The sequence below is a fragment of the Cellulomonas composti genome (assembly GCF_007990245.1).
Lineage (GTDB): Bacteria > Actinomycetota > Actinomycetes > Actinomycetales > Cellulomonadaceae > Cellulomonas > Cellulomonas composti.
The window spans coordinates 161,492-176,960 of record NZ_BJWG01000007.1; the positions used below are offsets into that span (position 1 = coordinate 161,492).

The window sequence follows — 15,469 nt, forward strand, 5'->3', positions numbered from 1 at the left end:
GGTGGTCACGTCTGGCTCCAGTTGCGCGTCATGCGGAAGTACACGAGGGACATCACCGCGAGGAAGGCGGCCAGCAGCAGGCTCAGGGCGGTGGCCTGGCCGAAGTTGCCGCCGAGGTTGGTGAAGGCGAGGTTGTAGATCCGCAGCATGATCGTCTCGGTCGCGTGGTTCGGACCGCCGTTGGTGAACAGGAACGGTTCGAGGAACACCTGCGCCGTGCCGATGATCTGCAGGATCAACGTGATGAACAGGACGCCGCGCAGCTGCGGCAGCGTCACGTGCCAGACCTTGCGCCACACGGAGGCGCCGTCGACCTCGGCCGCGTCGTACAGCTCGGCCGGGACCGAGATCAGCGCGGCGAGGTAGATGATCACCGTTCCGCCCGCGGCCGCCCATGTCGCCTCGAGGACGAGCGACGGCATGGCCCAGGTCGCGTCGTTCAGCCACGCGAACGGACCGAGGCCCACCCAGCCCAGCACCGTGTTGAACACGCCTTCCGGGCGCGGGTCGTAGAAGAACTTCCAGAGCAGGACCGCGACGACGGGCGGCACGACGACGGGCAGGTACGCGAGGGCCGAGTAGAAGCCCTTGCGTCGGCGCAGCTCGCTCATCAGCACCGCCCCGACGAGCGGGATCGGGTACCCGAAGACCATCGCGAGGATGGCGAACCACGCGGTGTTGCGGATGACGGTCGGCAGCAGCGGGTCGGTCAGGACGGCACGGAAGTTGTCGAGGCCCACCCACGTCGGGGCGTCGACGAGGTTCGACTCCTGCAGGCTCATGACCACGGACGAGACGATCGGCCACCACGAGAACACGCCGAACACGAACAGGATCGGCAGGGCGAAGACCAGCGAGCTCAGCCCGCCGCGGCGGGCCCAGGTGGCGAGCGACCGCGGGCCCTGCTCGCGTTCGTGGACCTTGTAGGAACCCCGGCCCCGGGGCTGGATGAGGACCGTGTCGTCCGTCGTCATGTCGTGGCCTTCTCGGTGTGCGGTGCGGTGGTGGTGCGCGTGGTGCAGGTGCGGGTGGTGCAGGCGTCGCCCGGCCGGGGAGGTGCCCCGGCCGGGCGACGTCCGATCAGCTCGCCGCGTCGATCGCGGTCTGGCCGACCTCGTTCGCCGTGCTCAGCAGGGCGTCGATGTCAGCGTTGTCGTCGGTGATGACAGCCTGCACGACCGGGAACAGCGCGTTGTAGAGGTCCTGCGTGGCGACAGCGGCCTCGGGCACCAGGTCCTGCTCGAACATCACGTCGGTGTAGCCGGTCATGTTCTCGAGCGGGACGTTGATGTAGTCCTTGATCCACTCGAGGTTCTCCTTGTACAGCTCCTCGGAGAAGATCGGCAGCACCGGGGTTCCGACGGCCTGCGGCGGGTTGGCGCCGGCGCGGGTCGACGCGTCCGCGATCGCCTGGTCCTTGTCCTGCAGCTTGCTCAGGTACCACCAGTCGATCCACTTGACCGCGGCGTCCTTCTGGGCCTCGGTCGAGTCCTTGGTGACCGCCGCGAGGGTGCCGCCGGCGAGCGCGCCGCCGCCGTCCTCGGTCGGGATCGCGGTCAGGCCGTAGCCCCAGTCCGCGGTGACGCCGTTGCCCTCGACGAGCGCGTTGTAGACGTCGGAGCCCGAGGTGTACATCGCGAGCTCGCCACCGCCGAACGCGGCGTTGATCTCGCCCCAGCCCAGGTCGGCGCGCGCGAGCAGCGAGCCGTCCTTCTTGAGGTCCTGCAGGAACTGCAGGTGCGCCTTGATCGCGGGATCGGTCAGCGTGGCGATGTACTTGCCGCCCTCGTTCTTCTCGATCACGCCGCCACGCGAGTTGGCGCCGGCCGCCAGCTGCCAGCCACCCGACGCGTCGAGGGCCATCGTCGCGTAGCCCGCGATGCCGGTCTCGTCGTGGATCTTCTTGGCGTCCGCGCGGACCTCGTCCCACGTCGTCGGCGGGTCGTCGGGGTCGAGCCCGGCCTGCTCGAACAGGTTGCGGTTGTAGTGCAGCGCGACCGCGTAGATCGACTTGGCCGGGACGGCGAAGATCGTGCCGCTGTCGTCCATGCCGTTCTCGAGGAGCTTCTCGTTGAAGTCGTCGCCGTACGGCAGGGCCTTGACGTACGAGTCGATGTCAGCCAGCTGACCCTGCTGGATGAGCGTCTTGCCGTCCGTCAGCGGGATCTCGAACACGTTCGGCAGGGTGCCGCCCGCGAGCGCCGTGGTGAACGTCGAGTTGAGCCACTGGTAGTCCTCGGGCTCGACCGTGATGTTCGGGTACTGCTCCTCGAACGCTGCGACGCGCTCGTCGAGCTGCTGCTTGGCGGCGTCGTCGGCGGTGGGCAGGAGACCGGCGACGCGGATCGTGACCGCCTCGTCGGTCGCTGCGCCCGTCGGGTCGCCGGAAGCGCCCGGCTCCTCGGGGTCGCTGCTGTCGCACGCGGCGAGCAGTCCGAACGACAGCACGGCGGCCATCGCCAGCGTGGTGGTGCGGTGGAACCTCATCGTCACTCCTTCGTGAGGTACGTCCTGGCGTCCGCCAGGTCGCGATGCGGGTGGTGCTCGGGACGTGCACGGCTTCACAGGGCACTGCGGGGGCACTGCGGGCCGGGTACGGGACTGCGGGTGGTGCGACTACGGGTGGTGCTGGTGCCGGGCGTGCACGAGGGTCGTGCCGCTCAGCTCGTCGGGACGGGATCGGTGCGCAGCCACGCAGCGGTGTCGCGCGGCAGCCTGCCTGCCACGAGCTGACCGCTCGTGAGCAGGACGTCGGTGTGAGCCGGCAGGTCAGCCGGCTCGATCCCGAGGTTGACGACGCACGTGACGTCACCCCGGGAGAACGCGAGCACCTCGTCGGACGACTCGAGCCACGTCAGCGTGCCGTCGCCGAGGCAGGGCTCGGCGCGGCGACGGGCGAGCACGTCGCGGTAGAGATGCAGCATGGAGGTCGCGTCGGCGGACTGTGCCGCGACGGTCAGGTCGGTCCAGTCGGCGGGCTGCGGGAGCCACGGCGCGGCCTCGACCGCGCTGAAGCCGTACGGCGTCGTCGACCCCGACCACGGCAGCGGCACGCGGCAGCCGTCGCGGCCCGGGTCGACACCCAGCGAGCGGAAGTGCATCGGGTCCTGCAGCACCTCGAGCGGCAGGTCCTCGACCTCGGGCAGGCCCAGCTCGTCGCCCTGGTAGACGTACAGCGAACCGGGCAGCGCGGCCGTGAGCAGCGCGGCCGCACGGGCCCGCCGCGTGCCGACCTCGAGGTCGGTCGGCGTGCCGAACCGCTTGGCGGCGAACGAGAACGACGAGTCGTCGCGGCCGTAGCGCGTGACCGGTCGCGTGACGTCGTGGTTGGAGAGCACCCACGTGGCGGGCGCTCCCACGGGCCCGTGCGCGGCGATCGTCATGTCGATCGACTCGCGCAACTCCTTGGCGACCCAGGGCCGGGCCATGAAGTCGAAGTTGAACGCGGTGTGCATCTCGTCGGGGCGCAGGTACTGCGCGAACCGCTGCCGGTCGGCGAGCCACACCTCTCCGACGAGCACGCGCGTGCCCTCGTACGTGTCGGCCAGCGCGCGCCAGGAGCGGTAGACGTCGTGGATCTCGTCGCGGTCGACGTGCGGGTGCTCGCCGGGACCGACCTCGCCCTGGTACTCGGGCAGCGTGGGGTCCTTGACCAGCAGTGCGGCGGAGTCGATGCGGATGCCGGCCACGCCGCGGTCGAACCAGAACCGGAGCACGTCCTCGAACTCGGCGCGCACGTCCGGGTGGGACCAGTTGAGGTCCGGCTGGGCGGGCGCGAACAGGTGCAGGTACCACTCGCCGGGCGTGCCGTCGGGGTTCGTCGTGCGCGTCCACGTGTCGCCCTGGAAGTCGGAGACCCAGTGCGTCGGGATCTGCGCGCCGTCGGCGCCCTTGCCGGGGTGGAACCAGAACCGCTCCCGCTCGGGCGATCCGGGTCCGGCCGCGAGTGCGGCCTGGAACCAGGCGTGCTGGTCGGAGACGTGGTTCGGGACGATGTCGATGATCGTCCGGATGCCGTGCTCGAGCGCCTCGTCGATGAGCGCCTCGGCCTCCTCGAGCGTGCCGAACGCGGGGTCGATCGCGCGGTAGTCCGCGACGTCGTAGCCGCCGTCCGCGAGCGGCGAGGCGTACCACGGGGTGACCCAGATCGCGTCGACGCCGAGGTCACGCAGGTAGGGCAGACGGGCGCGCACGCCGGCGAGGTCCCCCGTGCCGTCGCCGTTCCCGTCGGCGAAGCTGCGCGGGTACACCTGGTAGATCACGGCACCGCGCCACCACGTCGGGTCGGTCGCGGGCTGGGTGTGCGCCACGTCGGTTCTCGTCTCTCGTAGGCCGGGGCTCGGGGCCCGGCCGGACTGTCGCGGGTTCGTGCGTCCTGCTCGCGTCGGTCCGTCTGCGGAGTCGGCCATGACTCCGACGACGTCTTCGGCGCGTGACCAGAACACTAAAGGTTCCGACGAGATCCGCGCAAGAACCCGACAGTGGAGTTATCAAAGCGTGACCAACGGACGGTAGGACCTCACCGGTGACGGTCGGTCGCTGACGTGACGGCGCTCACACGCAGATGCACGACAGCCCCGGACCGCGGACGCGGAACCGGGGCTGCGACGTGGCGCGGGGGTTGCTCAGACGGTCGTAGCCGCCGCGGTGGCCGTCGTCGACGTCGAGGTGCGCACGGGCGCGGTGGACCCGCGCACGACCAGCTCGGGCTCGAACAGGAGCTCCTCCTGCGGCACGGCGAGCCCGTTGATCTGGCTCACGAGCAGGTCGATCGCCGCGCGCCCCATCGGCTCGATCGGCTGGCGCACGGTCGTCAGGGGCGGTTCCGTGCAGTTCATGAAGGCCGAGTCGTCGTACCCGACGATCGAGACGTCGTCCGGAACGCTCAGGCCGGCGCGCCGCGCGGCCCGGATCGCACCGAGCGCGAGCGGGTCGGACGCGCAGACGATGCCCGTGACGCCCTCCTTGAGCAGCCGCGTCGCGGCGGCCTGCCCGCTCTCGAGCGAGTACGCCGAACGCACCACGTGGTGCGGGCCCAGCTCGATGCCGAGGCGCTGTGCGATCGATCGCGCTGCCTTGAGCTTGCGCTCGGAGGGGACGTGGTCGACGGGTCCGAGCACGAGACCGACCTTCGTGTGCCCGAGCGACGCGAGGTGCCCGAGCGCCTGCTCGATCGCGACCTCGTCGTCGCACGACACCCGCGGGAACGGCAGCTCCTCGATCGAGGCGTTGATGAGCACGACGGGCAGGTTGCGGCCGGTCAGCCGCTCGTAGTGGCCGTGCGTCGCGTCCCGCTGGGCGTAGTGCCCACCGGCGAACACGATGCCGGACACCTGCTGCCCGAGCAGCAGCTCGACGTAGTCGGCCTCCGAGACGCCGCCCGCGGTCTGCGTGCACAGCACGGGCGTGAAGCCCTGCTGCGCGAGCGCACCGCCGACGACCTCGGCGAACGCCGGGAAGATCGGGTTCTGCAGCTCGGGGAGCACGAGCCCGACGAGCCGCGCCCGCTCCCCCCGCAGCTTGGTGGGGCGCTCGTAGCCGAGCACGTCGAGTGCGGTGAGCACCGACTCCCGCGTCTGCTCCGAGACACCAGGCTTGCCGTTGAGCACGCGGCTGACGGTCGCCTCCGAGACGCCGACCTTGCGTGCCACCTCTGCGAGTCGCCGTGACATGTTCGTCATCCTAGGCCCTGCACTTGCAAGTTTGTTGCAGCGACTTGCAAGACTCGACGGAGTTCGTCGCGGACCGAGGCTCTCGCGGACGAGTCAGGTCGTGGGCTGCAGCGCGAGCGAGTCGGCGACCGTCGCCGCCCACGCGCGGATCAGCGCGAAGTCGCGGTGGTCACCCTCGCGGGCACGGGCGCCCGCGATCGTCGCGCGCTCGGCGAACGTCAGCACCTGCCGGTCGAGCCGGCCGCGGAAGCTGCGGTGGCCGCTCGCCCCCAGGTGCTTGACGAGCTCGCTGATCTCGTGCGGCGAGTTCGCGGCCGCGGCGGGTTGCGTCGCCAGGCCCGACGAGAACAGCCAGACCACCGGCGGCACCCGCGACGCCTCGACCCGCTCGGCGAGCTCACGTGCCGCCGACAGCCAGTGCCCGACGTACACCGCGGAGCCGAGCACGAGAGCGTCGTAGCCCGTGGCGTCGACGACGTCCTGCGGTTCGCGCAGGTCGACCTCGTAGCCGTGCTCCGTGAGGACCTGCGCGACACACTCGCCGATCTCCCACGTACCGCCGTGGCGTGACGCCACCGACACCAGCACCCGCATTCCCCGCACCTCCCCCGTCGAGACCGGGCCCCGCGCCCGCCGACCATCGACGCCTGGACCGCGTCGGACTCCATCGTGGGCGACAAACCCCCCGATGTGATGGGCCCGAGGTCCCGCGGGACGAGCGTCACACCCGGCCGTCGGCCGGTGCGGGCCGGGACGTCACCGCAGGTCGGGCTGGACATCACCGCAGGTCGGGCTGGGCGGCGCGCAGCTTGTCGGTCAGGCGCGTCAGCTCGGCGAGCTCGTCGCCGTCGAGCGCTCCGCCGACGAGCTCGGCGATCCGACGCGCGTGGCGCCGGCCGATGTCGCGCTGCATGCGCACGCCCTCGTCCGTGAGGGTCACGACGACACCGCGGGCGTCGTCCGGCGCCGGCGCCCGCGTCACGAGCCCGTCCTGCTCGAGCCGTTCGACGAGCCGCGACAGGCTGGGCTGCGACAGCAGCGTGCCCTCGAGCAGGTCCCGCAGCCGTGCGGACCGACCGGGCAGCCGCGACAGCGTGAACAGCACGTCGTACTCGCGCATCGACAGCCCGCCCCAGTCGTCGCGCTGGAACCGGCGGACGAGCACCACCTGCGCCCGGAACAACGACTCCCACGCGGCGGTCGCGGCGCGCGCGTGCCGGGCGTCGTCGGACCCGCGTTCGTCGGACCCGCGCTCCTCGGACGCACGCTCGTCGGACACACGCTCGTCGGACACGGCGTCCCTCCTCGCCCCGCGGCGTGGCTGAGCCGCGGTCGCGTTCGATCCTGCCAGGCGGCGCTAGCCTGACGAGGTGACCACGCCCGACCGCACGACCTACGTCCTCGTCGACGGCGAGAACATCGACGCGACGCTCGGCACGGCGATCCTCGGGGCCAGGCCGACGCCGGACCAGCGGCCCCGCTGGGAGCGTCTGCTCGGCTTCGCGCAGCGCCGCTGGGACCAGCCGGTCAAGGGCCTGTTCTTCCTCAACGCGTCGTCGGGTTCGCTGCCGATGAGCTTCGTGCAGGCGCTGCTCGCGATCGGCTTCCAGCCGATCCCGCTGGCCGGCGAGTCGCACGAGAAGGTCGTCGACATCGGCATCCAGCGCACCCTGGAGGCGATCCTCGACCGCCCCGGCGACGTGCTGCTGGCCAGCCACGACGGCGACTTCGCGCCGGGCATCGAGGCCCTCCTGGGCGACCCCGAGCGCCGGGTCGGCGTGCTCGGCTTCCGGGAGTTCGTCAGCACGTCGCTCACCTCGCTCGGATCGCGCGGGCTGCAGGTGATCGACCTCGAGCACGAGGTGCAGGCGTTCAACGTCGAGCTGCCGCGCGTGCGGATCATCCCGCTCGCCGAGTTCGACCCCGCCGCCTACCTGTAGGCCCGCGCCCACGCCTTCGGCCGACCGCGCACCGGTCCGCGCGCACCGGTCCGCGCCGGACCGGTGCGTGTCGGACCCCGCTCGTATCCTCTGCGGCACGCGGAGGGCAGCGGGCCCGCCGACGAGGGACGGAGTGGTGATGAAGCACGTGGAGGTCGGTCCGGACGGCGCCCGCCTGGGCTACGTGGAGCTCGCGGGACAAGGGCCGGCGATCGTGTACGTGCACGGTCTGGGGGCGTGCGGCGCCCCGTACCTCGCCGCGTCCGTCCGCGAGCCCGGGCTCGCGGACCGCCACCTGCTCGTGCCGGACCTCCTCGGGTTCGGCGTCAGCGACCGTCCCGCATCGTTCGGCTACACCCTGGCGGACCACGCCGGGACGATCGCGCGCCTGCTGGACGCCCTCGGCGTGAGGGGCGCGCACGTCGTCGGGCACAGCATGGGCGGCGGCGTGGCGGTGCTGCTCGCGCAGCAGCGGCCGGACCTCGTCGCGCGGCTCGTCCTCGTCGAGCCGTCGCTGCGGCCGTCACCCCGCCCACTCGTCGAGCCCTACTCCGAGGCCGAGTACGTGCGCACCGGGTTCGCGCTGCGGCTCGCGGACGCGGGACCGCAGTGGGCGGCGACGATGCGGCTCGCGGACCCCGTGGCCATGTACCGCTCGGAGCTGGCGCTCGGCGCCGCGATGCCCGTCCTCGACGAGGTCCTGCTGGGTCTCGCGATGCCCCGCGCGATCGTGGAGGGCGAGCTCAGCGGCTGGCTCGCGGACGACCCGCGCCTGCGCGCCGCGGGCGTCCCGGTGCACGTCGTACCGGGCACGACGCACGTGATGATGCTCGAGGACCCGCCGGCCTTCGCCCGCGCGCTGCGCGCGGCGCTGGCGGCGGACGCCGCTCAGCCGGTCGGCGTCGCGGCGACCTCGACCGCGGCCTCGTCGTAGCGGCGCAGCACCAGCTCCGCCAGCCGTGCGTCGGGCGCGAGCGGCGCGCTGACCACGTCGGCGCCCGCCTCGAGCACGCGGTCGTGGAAGTAGCCGTGCGCGAGGAGGTAGGACGCGACGACGACGCGACGCCCGCCGGCGCGTGCGAGAGCGACCGCCTCGGGCACGCGCGGGGTCGCCCCCGCGCCGTAGCCGATCACCACGGCGTCGCGCGGCCGGCCCAGGCGGGCCGCGAGCCCCGCGGCCATCGCCTCCACGGCGGGCACGGCCGCGGGGTCCGACGACCCGGCCGCCGCCAGCACCAGCGCGTCGTCGTCGCGCAGGCCCGCCGCCGCGAGCCGGTCCGCAAGGATGTCGACGAGCGTGTCGTCGGGTCCGAGCGGGAGCGCCGCAGCCGCGCCGGGCACGTCGACGGCCGCGGCGATGTCGACCTTCACGTGGAACCCGACCGACAGGAGCAGCGGCACGACCACCGCCGCGCCGGCGTCGGCGAGCGCGCCGGCCACCACGTCGGCGACCTCCGGCTGCTGCACGTCGACGAACGCCTCGCGCACGTCGAGGTCGGGGCGCGCCGCGGCGACGTCCGCGAGGATCGCGTGGATCGCCTCGCGGCCTCGTCGGTTGTCGGTGCCGTGGGAGCACCCGACGAGGACGGGCGCGCCGCTCACGGCGCCAGCTCCAGCCGGTAGCCGCGCTTGACGACCGTGCGGATCAGGCCGCGGCTCCCGGTCGCGTCCCGCAGCCGCGCGATCGCGACCTCGGCGGCGTGCCCGTCGCGCGACTCACCCGGCAGGGCCGCCAGCACCGACTCGCGCGGGACGACGGACCCGCGCGCCGCGGCGAGCAGCCGCAGCAGCTCGAGCCCGGTCGGCGTGAGCGCGAGCACGTGCCCGTCGAGCACGGCCGCGTTGCGGTAGACGCGCAGCGGGCCAGCGATCGTCTCGAGCGTGTCGAGCCCGCCGTAGTGGTTGACGACGAGCCGCACGAGCGAGCCGAGGCGCCCGCGGTCCGGCACGAGCGGCTCGATGCCGACGGCCTGCAGCGGAACCGCCGTGACGGGCCCGACTGCGGCCATGACGACCGAACCCTCGGTGCACCGCTCGACGATGCGGTCCAGCGCCCCGGCGTCCGCCGCCGCGGCGAGCCAGGCGGCTGCGCCGGGAGCGGACGTGAAGACGACGGCGTCGACCTCGCCCGCGGCGACCTGGCGCGCGGAGGCCGTCACGGCGGCGGGGTCCGGCGGGGGTCCCCACCGGTACACGACGAGCCCGCGTACGCGGGCGCCGGCCGCCTCGAACGCCTCGTCCAGGCCGTCCGACCCGGCGCCGTGGTGCTGCACCGCGATGTCGAGTCCCTCGACGCCCTCGTCGAGCAGGACCTGCGCGATCTCGGCGCTCGTCTCGGACTCGGCGACCCAGTCGGCGGTGAGTCCCGCGGCCTGGATCGCGCCGCGGGCCTTGGGTCCGCGCGCGACGATCCGGGCGCGCCGCAGCACGTCGACGAGCTGGTCGGCCAGGCCGGCCGCATCGGCGGCCTCGATCCAGCCCCGGAACCCGATGCCCGTCGTGACGACCACGGTGTCGGGCGGTTCCGCGATGAGCGAGCGCGTGCCCGCGAGCAGCGCGAGGTCGTCGATGTGCGGCACCATGCCGAGCGCGGCGGCGTGCCGCACCGTGGCGCCGCGGCGCGCGAGCGCAGCCGACAGCTCCGCCGAGCGGCGGTCCGCCGTGACGAGCACGACGCACCCCGCGAGCGTCTGGTCGATGGCCTGGCCGGCCGTCGCGTCCTCGGTCGTGCTCACAGGGTCATTGTGGCGTGACTGCCGGGCCCCGGGTCCGCGCCGTCCGCATCCGGCGCCGGCTCGAGCAGGCCCTCGGCCGCGACCGCACCGATCACGATCACGGCGGGCGCGCGCACGCCGACCTCACGCACGGCGTCCGCCACGGTCGCGAGCGTCGCCCGCGTGACGCGCTGAGTGGGCAGCGTCGCGTCCTCGACGAGCGCGACGGGCGTACCCGCGGCCACGCCGGCGACCAGGGCCGTCGAGGCGAGCGTGTCGAGCACCGCGACGCCCATCAGCACGACGACCGTGCAGCTCTCGTCGCGCAGCCCGGTCAGGGCCGCCGACGACCAGCCGTCGTGCCCGTTCATCACGTGCACCGCGCCCACCGTGCCGCGGTGCGTGAGCGGGATGCCGGCGGCGGCGGGCGCCGCGAGCGCGCTGCTCACGCCGGGCACCACGTCCACCTGCACTCCGGCCTCGCGGCACGCCAGGACCTCCTCGCCGCCCCGGCCGAACACGAACGGGTCGCCGCCCTTGAGGCGCACGACGTACCGACCGCGCTGCGCGTGCTCCACGAGGATGCGGCCGATCTCGTGCTGCGGCACGGGATGGTGCCCCGGCGTCTTGCCGACGTCGACGACCTCGACGCCGGGCGCGAGCTCGTCGAGCACCGAGACGGGACCGAGCCGGTCCACGACGACGACGTCGGCCTGCGCGAGCGCGCGGCGCCCCGCGAGCGTGAGCAGGCCCAGGTCACCCGGGCCGCCGCCGACCAGCACGACGCGACCCTCGTCGGGCCGTCGCGCCCGACGCGCCCGCAGGTCGACGTGACCCTCGCGCAGGTGGTCCGCGAGCGCGTCGCGCACGGTCGCGGCGCGCGCCGGATCGGGGGCGCCGGTCGACACGACACCGACCGCGAGCCCGGCGACCGACGTCGTCGCGGGCGTTCGAGCCGTACCGCCGGCGGCGCGCGCGGCGTCCACGCAGAACACGCGGCGCTCGAGCGACCAGGCCGCGACGGCGTCGTCGGTCGCACGGTCGCCCGTCGCGGTGTGCACGAGCCACACGCCGTCGACGTCCTGCTCGCAGACCTCGCGCGCCCGCCACTCGACCTGCCCCCAGCGGTGCGCGTCGCGCAGCGGCTCGCACAGAGCGGGTGCGACGACGAGCACCTGCGCGCCGTCGGCGACGAGCGCCTGAACGCGGCGTGCGGCGACCGGACCACCGCCCGCGACCAGCACGCGCCGGCCCGCGAGCTCGAGCCCGAGGAGCGTGGTCACGACGTGCTCCCGGTCGTCGAGGCCTCGGTCGTCGAGACCCCGGCCGCCGAGGTCCCGGTCGTCGAGGTCCCCGCGACGGGCGCCACCGCGACGCGCACGTCGCCGTCGACGACGCGCACGGGCCACACCAGCAGGTCGGGCGCCAGCCCACCCAGGGGCTGCTTGCCGACGGCGTCGAGGCAGCGACCCGTGCGCAGGTCGAACACCTGCTTGTGCATGGGAGAGGCGACCGTCGGGACGCTCTCGCCCTCCACCGTGCGGCTCCCGACGATGCCGCGCGCCATCACGTGCGCGCCGCTGAACGGATCACGTTGCTGCACGGCCAGGACGGTGTCGTCGACCAGCCGGAACAGCGCGACCTGCTCACCCTCGACCAGCGCGGCGGCACCCCGCTCGTAGGCCAGGTGCACGAGTCGGCACACGCCGACCCACCGTTCCTCGGTCACGTCGTCGACGCCGGTCACACCCTGCTCCGCCAGCACGCTCATGCCCGCACCCCCAAGGTCGTCCCGGCGACGAGCACCGGCTCGCCGCGCTCCGCCGCCGCCCGCTCGTCGGCGGTCGCCGGACGGGCCTGCCCACGCTCGGGCACGTACGCGAGCGACGGGTCGGCGACGTCCGGCGCGTTGACGAACGACGCGAAGCGCCGCAGCTTCTCCGGGTCGTCGAGCGTGGCCCGCCACTCGTCCTCGTAGTCCTCGACGTGCCGCTCCATCTGGGCGTCCAGGTCGGCGCAGATGCCGAGCGCGTCGTCGATCACGACCGAGCGCACGCCGTCGAGGCCGCCCTCGACCTCGTCGACCCACGGCGCGGTGCGCTGCAGCCGGTCGGCCGTGCGCACGTAGTAGAGCAGGAACCGGTCGATCGTCCGGATCAGGGTCTCGGTGTCGAGGTCCTCGGCGAGCAGGCGCGCGTGCCGCGGCGTGAAGCCGCCGTTGCCGCCCACGTACAGGTTCCAGCCCTTGTCCGTGGCGATCACGCCGACGTCCTTGCCGCGGGCCTCCGCGCACTCGCGCGCGCAGCCGGACACGCCGAGCTTGATCTTGTGCGGGCTGCGCAGCCCGCGGTAGCGCAGCTCGAGCAGCACCGCGAGCGCCACCGAGTCCTGCACACCGAACCGGCACCAGGTCGACCCGACGCACGACTTCACCGTGCGCAGCGACTTGCCGTACGCGTGCCCGGACTCGAAGCCCGCGTCGACGAGCCGGCGCCAGATCAGCGGGAGCTGGTCGATGCGCGCGCCGAACATGTCGACCCGCTGGCCGCCGGTGATCTTGGTGTAGAGCCCGAAGTCGCGCGCCACCTCGCCCACCGCGATGAGCCCCTCGGGCGTGACCTCGCCACCGGGCATCCGCGGGACCACCGAGTAGGAGCCGTCCTTCTGCAGGTTCGCCATCACGTGGTCGTTGGTGTCCTGCAGCGCGGCCCGTTCCCCGTCGAGCACGTGCGCGGGTGCCGTCGTCGCGAGGATCGAGGCGACCGCGGGCTTGCAGATGTCGCAACCGCGCCCGGCGGCGTCGGTGCCGAACCGCGCGACGACCTCGCTGAACGACGAGACGCCCGCGACGCGCACCGCGTCGTAGAGCTGCGCGCGGGACAGCGCGAAGTGCTCGCACAGCGCCGAGGACACCGTGATCCCCTGCTTGGCCAGCTCGGTGCCCACCAGCTTCTTGACGAGCGGGAGGCACGAGCCGCAGGACGTCCCGGCGCGCGTGCACGCCTTGACCGCGCCGACATCCGTGCAGCCGTGCTCGGTGACCGCGCCGCGGATCGCGCCCGCGGTGACGTTGTTGCACGAGCACACGTTCGCGTCGTCGGGCAGCTCGAGCTCGGGTGCGCCGCCCCCGCCCTCGGGCAGCAGGAATGCCGCGGGGTCCCCGGGCAGCTCGCGCCCCAGCATGGGCCGCAGGCTCGCGTAGGCGGACGCGTCGCCGACGAGCACACCGCCGAGCAGGGTGCGCGCGTCGTCGGACAGCACGAGCTTCTTGTAGACCCCGGCGACCGGGTCGGCCCAGACCACCTCGAGCGCGTTCGGCGTCGCACCGAACGCGTCGCCGAAGCTCGCCACGTCGACGCCCGCGAGCTTGAGCTTGGTCGCGGTGTCGGCTCCGGGGAACTGCGCCGCACCGCCCAGGAGGCGGTCGACCGTCACCTCGGCCATCGCGTAACCGGGGGCGACGAGGCCGATGCAGGCACCTTGGATGCATGCGACCTCGCCGACCCCGGAGATGTGGGGGTCCGACGACAGGCAGGTGTCGTCCACGACGACGCCGCCCCGCTCGCCCACGGTCAGGCCCGCGGCGCGCGCGAGCTCGTCGCGCGGCCGCACGCCGGCGGCGATCACGACGACGTCCGCGTCGACGCGGCCCCCGTCGGCCAGGTCGAGCCGGCCGACCCCGCCGCGCCGGTGCGGCCGGATGCGCGTCGTCGCCGCGTTGAGCCGCACGCCGACACCCAGTCCGTTGATGAGGCGCCGCAGCGCCTCGCCGCCGCCGAGGTCGACCTGCGCGGACATGAGGTGGGTGCCCACCTGCAGGACGGTCGCCTGGGCGCCCAGCGCGTGCAGCGCACCCGCGGCCTCGAGTCCGAGCAGGCCACCACCGAGCACCGCGCCGCGCACGACGGGCTTCGTCTCGCGCAGCCGCTCGACGTAGCCGCGCAGCTCCGCCACGTCGTCGACCGTGCGGTAGACGAACACGCCGGGCAGGTCCGCGCCGTCCATCGGCGGCACCCAGGCGTACGACCCGGTCGCGAGCACGAGGTGGTCGTAGTGCTCGACCCGGCCGCGCGCGGTCGTGACGGTGCGGGCCTCCCGGTCGATCGCGACGACCGCGTCGTCACGACGCAGCGTGACCAGCGGGTCGTCCCACAGCGCGGGGTCGCCGAGCGCGAGGTCGTCGGCGTCACGGCCGGAGAAGTAGCTGGTGAGGGCGACGCGGTCGTAAGGCCGCCGCGGCTCCTCGGCCAGCACGGTCACGCGCCAGTGGCCGTCGACGTCGCGGTCGCGCAGGGCCTCGACGAGGCGTTGCGCGACCATGCCGCCGCCGACGACGACGAGGTGCTTGCTCATGGGGGCTCCTGCGGGGCTCGGGAACACCACCGACGCTACGAAGAGCGTGTTTCGGGCACACGTGCACCTGCGTTTCCCGACCGCAACCTTTCCCGCACATCCCCGGGTCGCCCGCTGTGAGGCTGCGGATCGTCCGTGTCGGACCCCTGTGGCAGGGTCGACCGCATGGGGACGGGCACGCAGGTGGTCATCGGGCTGCTGCGCGCGGTGAACGTGGGCGGAGCGCGCAAGCTCACGTCGGCACAGCTGCGCGCGACGGCGCAGTCGCTCGGCTACGGCGACGTGACGACGTACGTGAACTCGGGGAACGTCGTGCTCACGGCACCGGACGGCGGCGCACAGGCCGCGGCGCGCGTCGCCGACGACCTGGGCGTCGCGCTCAGTGCAGAGGTGAGCTTCACGGTCCACGTGATCACACGCACCGCGGCGCAGTGGCACGCGGCCGTCGCGGCGATGCCGTTTCCCGACGAGGCACGCGACGACCCGGCGCACGTCGTCCTCGTCGCGTGGGACGGACCCGCGGCGGCCGGCGCGGCCATCGACCCAAGCCGGTACGGCCGCGAACGCCTGCACTGGGACGGCTCCGAGCTGTACACGTACTACCCCGACGGCATCGGGACCTCCAAGCTCACGCTCCCCGTGCTCGAGAAGGCCGCGGGGCGCGTGGGGACCGCCCGCAACTGGCGCACCGTGCTGGCCCTCGACGCGCTCGCGAGCGAGCGCGAGTGAGGCGCGCAAGTGGGTGCGCGCAAATGAGTGCGCACCGCGCTGCGCCGGGTCAGGATCCGTG

General features: G+C 73.5%; 14 protein-coding genes. 3 read left to right on the forward strand and 11 right to left on the reverse strand.

The window, feature by feature from the left end:
• Positions 1–5: 5 nt before the first annotated feature.
• The 6 genes from CCO02nite_RS09360 to CCO02nite_RS09385 all read right to left on the reverse strand — a co-directional run bounded on the left by CCO02nite_RS09360 (position 6) and on the right by CCO02nite_RS09385 (position 6,855).
• Complete coding sequence (locus CCO02nite_RS09360; RefSeq protein ID WP_146842857.1) at positions 6–974, reverse strand: carbohydrate ABC transporter permease; 969 nt, start codon at positions 972–974, stop codon at positions 6–8.
• Between the two features lie 106 nt (positions 975–1,080).
• Positions 1,081–2,487: an ABC transporter substrate-binding protein gene (locus CCO02nite_RS09365; RefSeq protein WP_146842858.1), complete on the reverse strand. Its 1,407-nt coding sequence runs from the start codon at positions 2,485–2,487 to the stop codon at positions 1,081–1,083.
• A 173-nt stretch (positions 2,488–2,660) separates the two neighbouring features.
• A complete protein-coding gene (locus CCO02nite_RS09370; RefSeq protein ID WP_246117460.1) occupies positions 2,661–4,310 on the reverse strand; it encodes a glycoside hydrolase family 13 protein in 1,650 nt (549 codons plus the stop codon).
• A 315-nt stretch (positions 4,311–4,625) separates the two neighbouring features.
• Positions 4,626–5,672 (reverse strand): LacI family DNA-binding transcriptional regulator, encoded by a 1,047-nt coding sequence (locus tag CCO02nite_RS09375; protein ID WP_146842860.1) that lies wholly within the window; start codon positions 5,670–5,672, stop codon positions 4,626–4,628.
• Positions 5,673–5,765: 93 nt separating this feature from the next.
• On the reverse strand, positions 5,766–6,266 hold the full coding sequence (locus CCO02nite_RS09380; protein ID WP_146842861.1) for a flavodoxin domain-containing protein: 501 nt from the start codon (positions 6,264–6,266) through the stop codon (positions 5,766–5,768).
• A 184-nt stretch (positions 6,267–6,450) separates the two neighbouring features.
• Positions 6,451–6,855, reverse strand: coding sequence for a MarR family winged helix-turn-helix transcriptional regulator (locus CCO02nite_RS09385; protein WP_246117467.1), 405 nt, complete (start codon positions 6,853–6,855; stop codon positions 6,451–6,453).
• 187 nt (positions 6,856–7,042) lie between these two features.
• Here CCO02nite_RS09385 and CCO02nite_RS09390 point away from each other — a divergent pair, with 187 nt between their 5' ends.
• On the forward strand, positions 7,043–7,612 hold the full coding sequence (locus tag CCO02nite_RS09390; RefSeq protein WP_146842862.1) for an NYN domain-containing protein: 570 nt from the start codon (positions 7,043–7,045) through the stop codon (positions 7,610–7,612).
• A 139-nt stretch (positions 7,613–7,751) separates the two neighbouring features.
• Positions 7,752–8,546: an alpha/beta fold hydrolase gene (locus tag CCO02nite_RS09395; RefSeq protein ID WP_146842863.1), complete on the forward strand. Its 795-nt coding sequence runs from the start codon at positions 7,752–7,754 to the stop codon at positions 8,544–8,546.
• On the opposite strand, the gene CCO02nite_RS09400 is transcribed toward CCO02nite_RS09395, so the two are convergent.
• From CCO02nite_RS09400 to nirB, 5 genes are read right to left on the reverse strand one after another with little or no spacing between them, the layout of a single operon-like run.
• Positions 8,501–9,214: a sirohydrochlorin chelatase gene (locus CCO02nite_RS09400; RefSeq protein WP_146842864.1), complete on the reverse strand. Its 714-nt coding sequence runs from the start codon at positions 9,212–9,214 to the stop codon at positions 8,501–8,503. The two genes, CCO02nite_RS09395 and CCO02nite_RS09400, sit on opposite strands and share 46 nt — an antisense overlap.
• The gene (locus CCO02nite_RS09405) at positions 9,211–10,347 is read right to left on the reverse strand and encodes a uroporphyrinogen-III synthase (protein WP_146842865.1); all 1,137 of its coding nucleotides are present in this window, start codon (positions 10,345–10,347) and stop codon (positions 9,211–9,213) included. The genes CCO02nite_RS09400 and CCO02nite_RS09405 overlap by 4 nt, the downstream gene beginning before the upstream one ends.
• The gene (gene cobA / locus CCO02nite_RS09410) at positions 10,344–11,609 is read right to left on the reverse strand and encodes a uroporphyrinogen-III C-methyltransferase (protein ID WP_146842866.1); all 1,266 of its coding nucleotides are present in this window, start codon (positions 11,607–11,609) and stop codon (positions 10,344–10,346) included. The genes CCO02nite_RS09405 and cobA overlap by 4 nt, the downstream gene beginning before the upstream one ends.
• Positions 11,606–12,097 carry a nitrite reductase small subunit NirD gene (gene nirD, locus CCO02nite_RS09415; protein WP_146842867.1) on the reverse strand — a complete coding sequence of 164 codons (492 nt, stop codon included), beginning with the start codon at positions 12,095–12,097 and terminating at the stop codon, positions 11,606–11,608. Before nirD ends, cobA begins: the two co-directional genes overlap by 4 nt.
• Positions 12,094–14,679, reverse strand: a complete 2,586-nt coding sequence (nirB, locus tag CCO02nite_RS09420; RefSeq protein ID WP_146842868.1) for a nitrite reductase large subunit NirB — start codon at positions 14,677–14,679, stop codon at positions 12,094–12,096. The genes nirD and nirB overlap by 4 nt, the downstream gene beginning before the upstream one ends.
• A gap of 165 nt (positions 14,680–14,844) precedes the next feature.
• On the opposite strand from nirB, the gene CCO02nite_RS09425 reads away from it, so the two are divergent.
• Positions 14,845–15,408 (forward strand): DUF1697 domain-containing protein, encoded by a 564-nt coding sequence (locus tag CCO02nite_RS09425; protein ID WP_146842869.1) that lies wholly within the window; start codon positions 14,845–14,847, stop codon positions 15,406–15,408.
• The last annotated feature ends 61 nt before the right edge of the window (positions 15,409–15,469 follow it).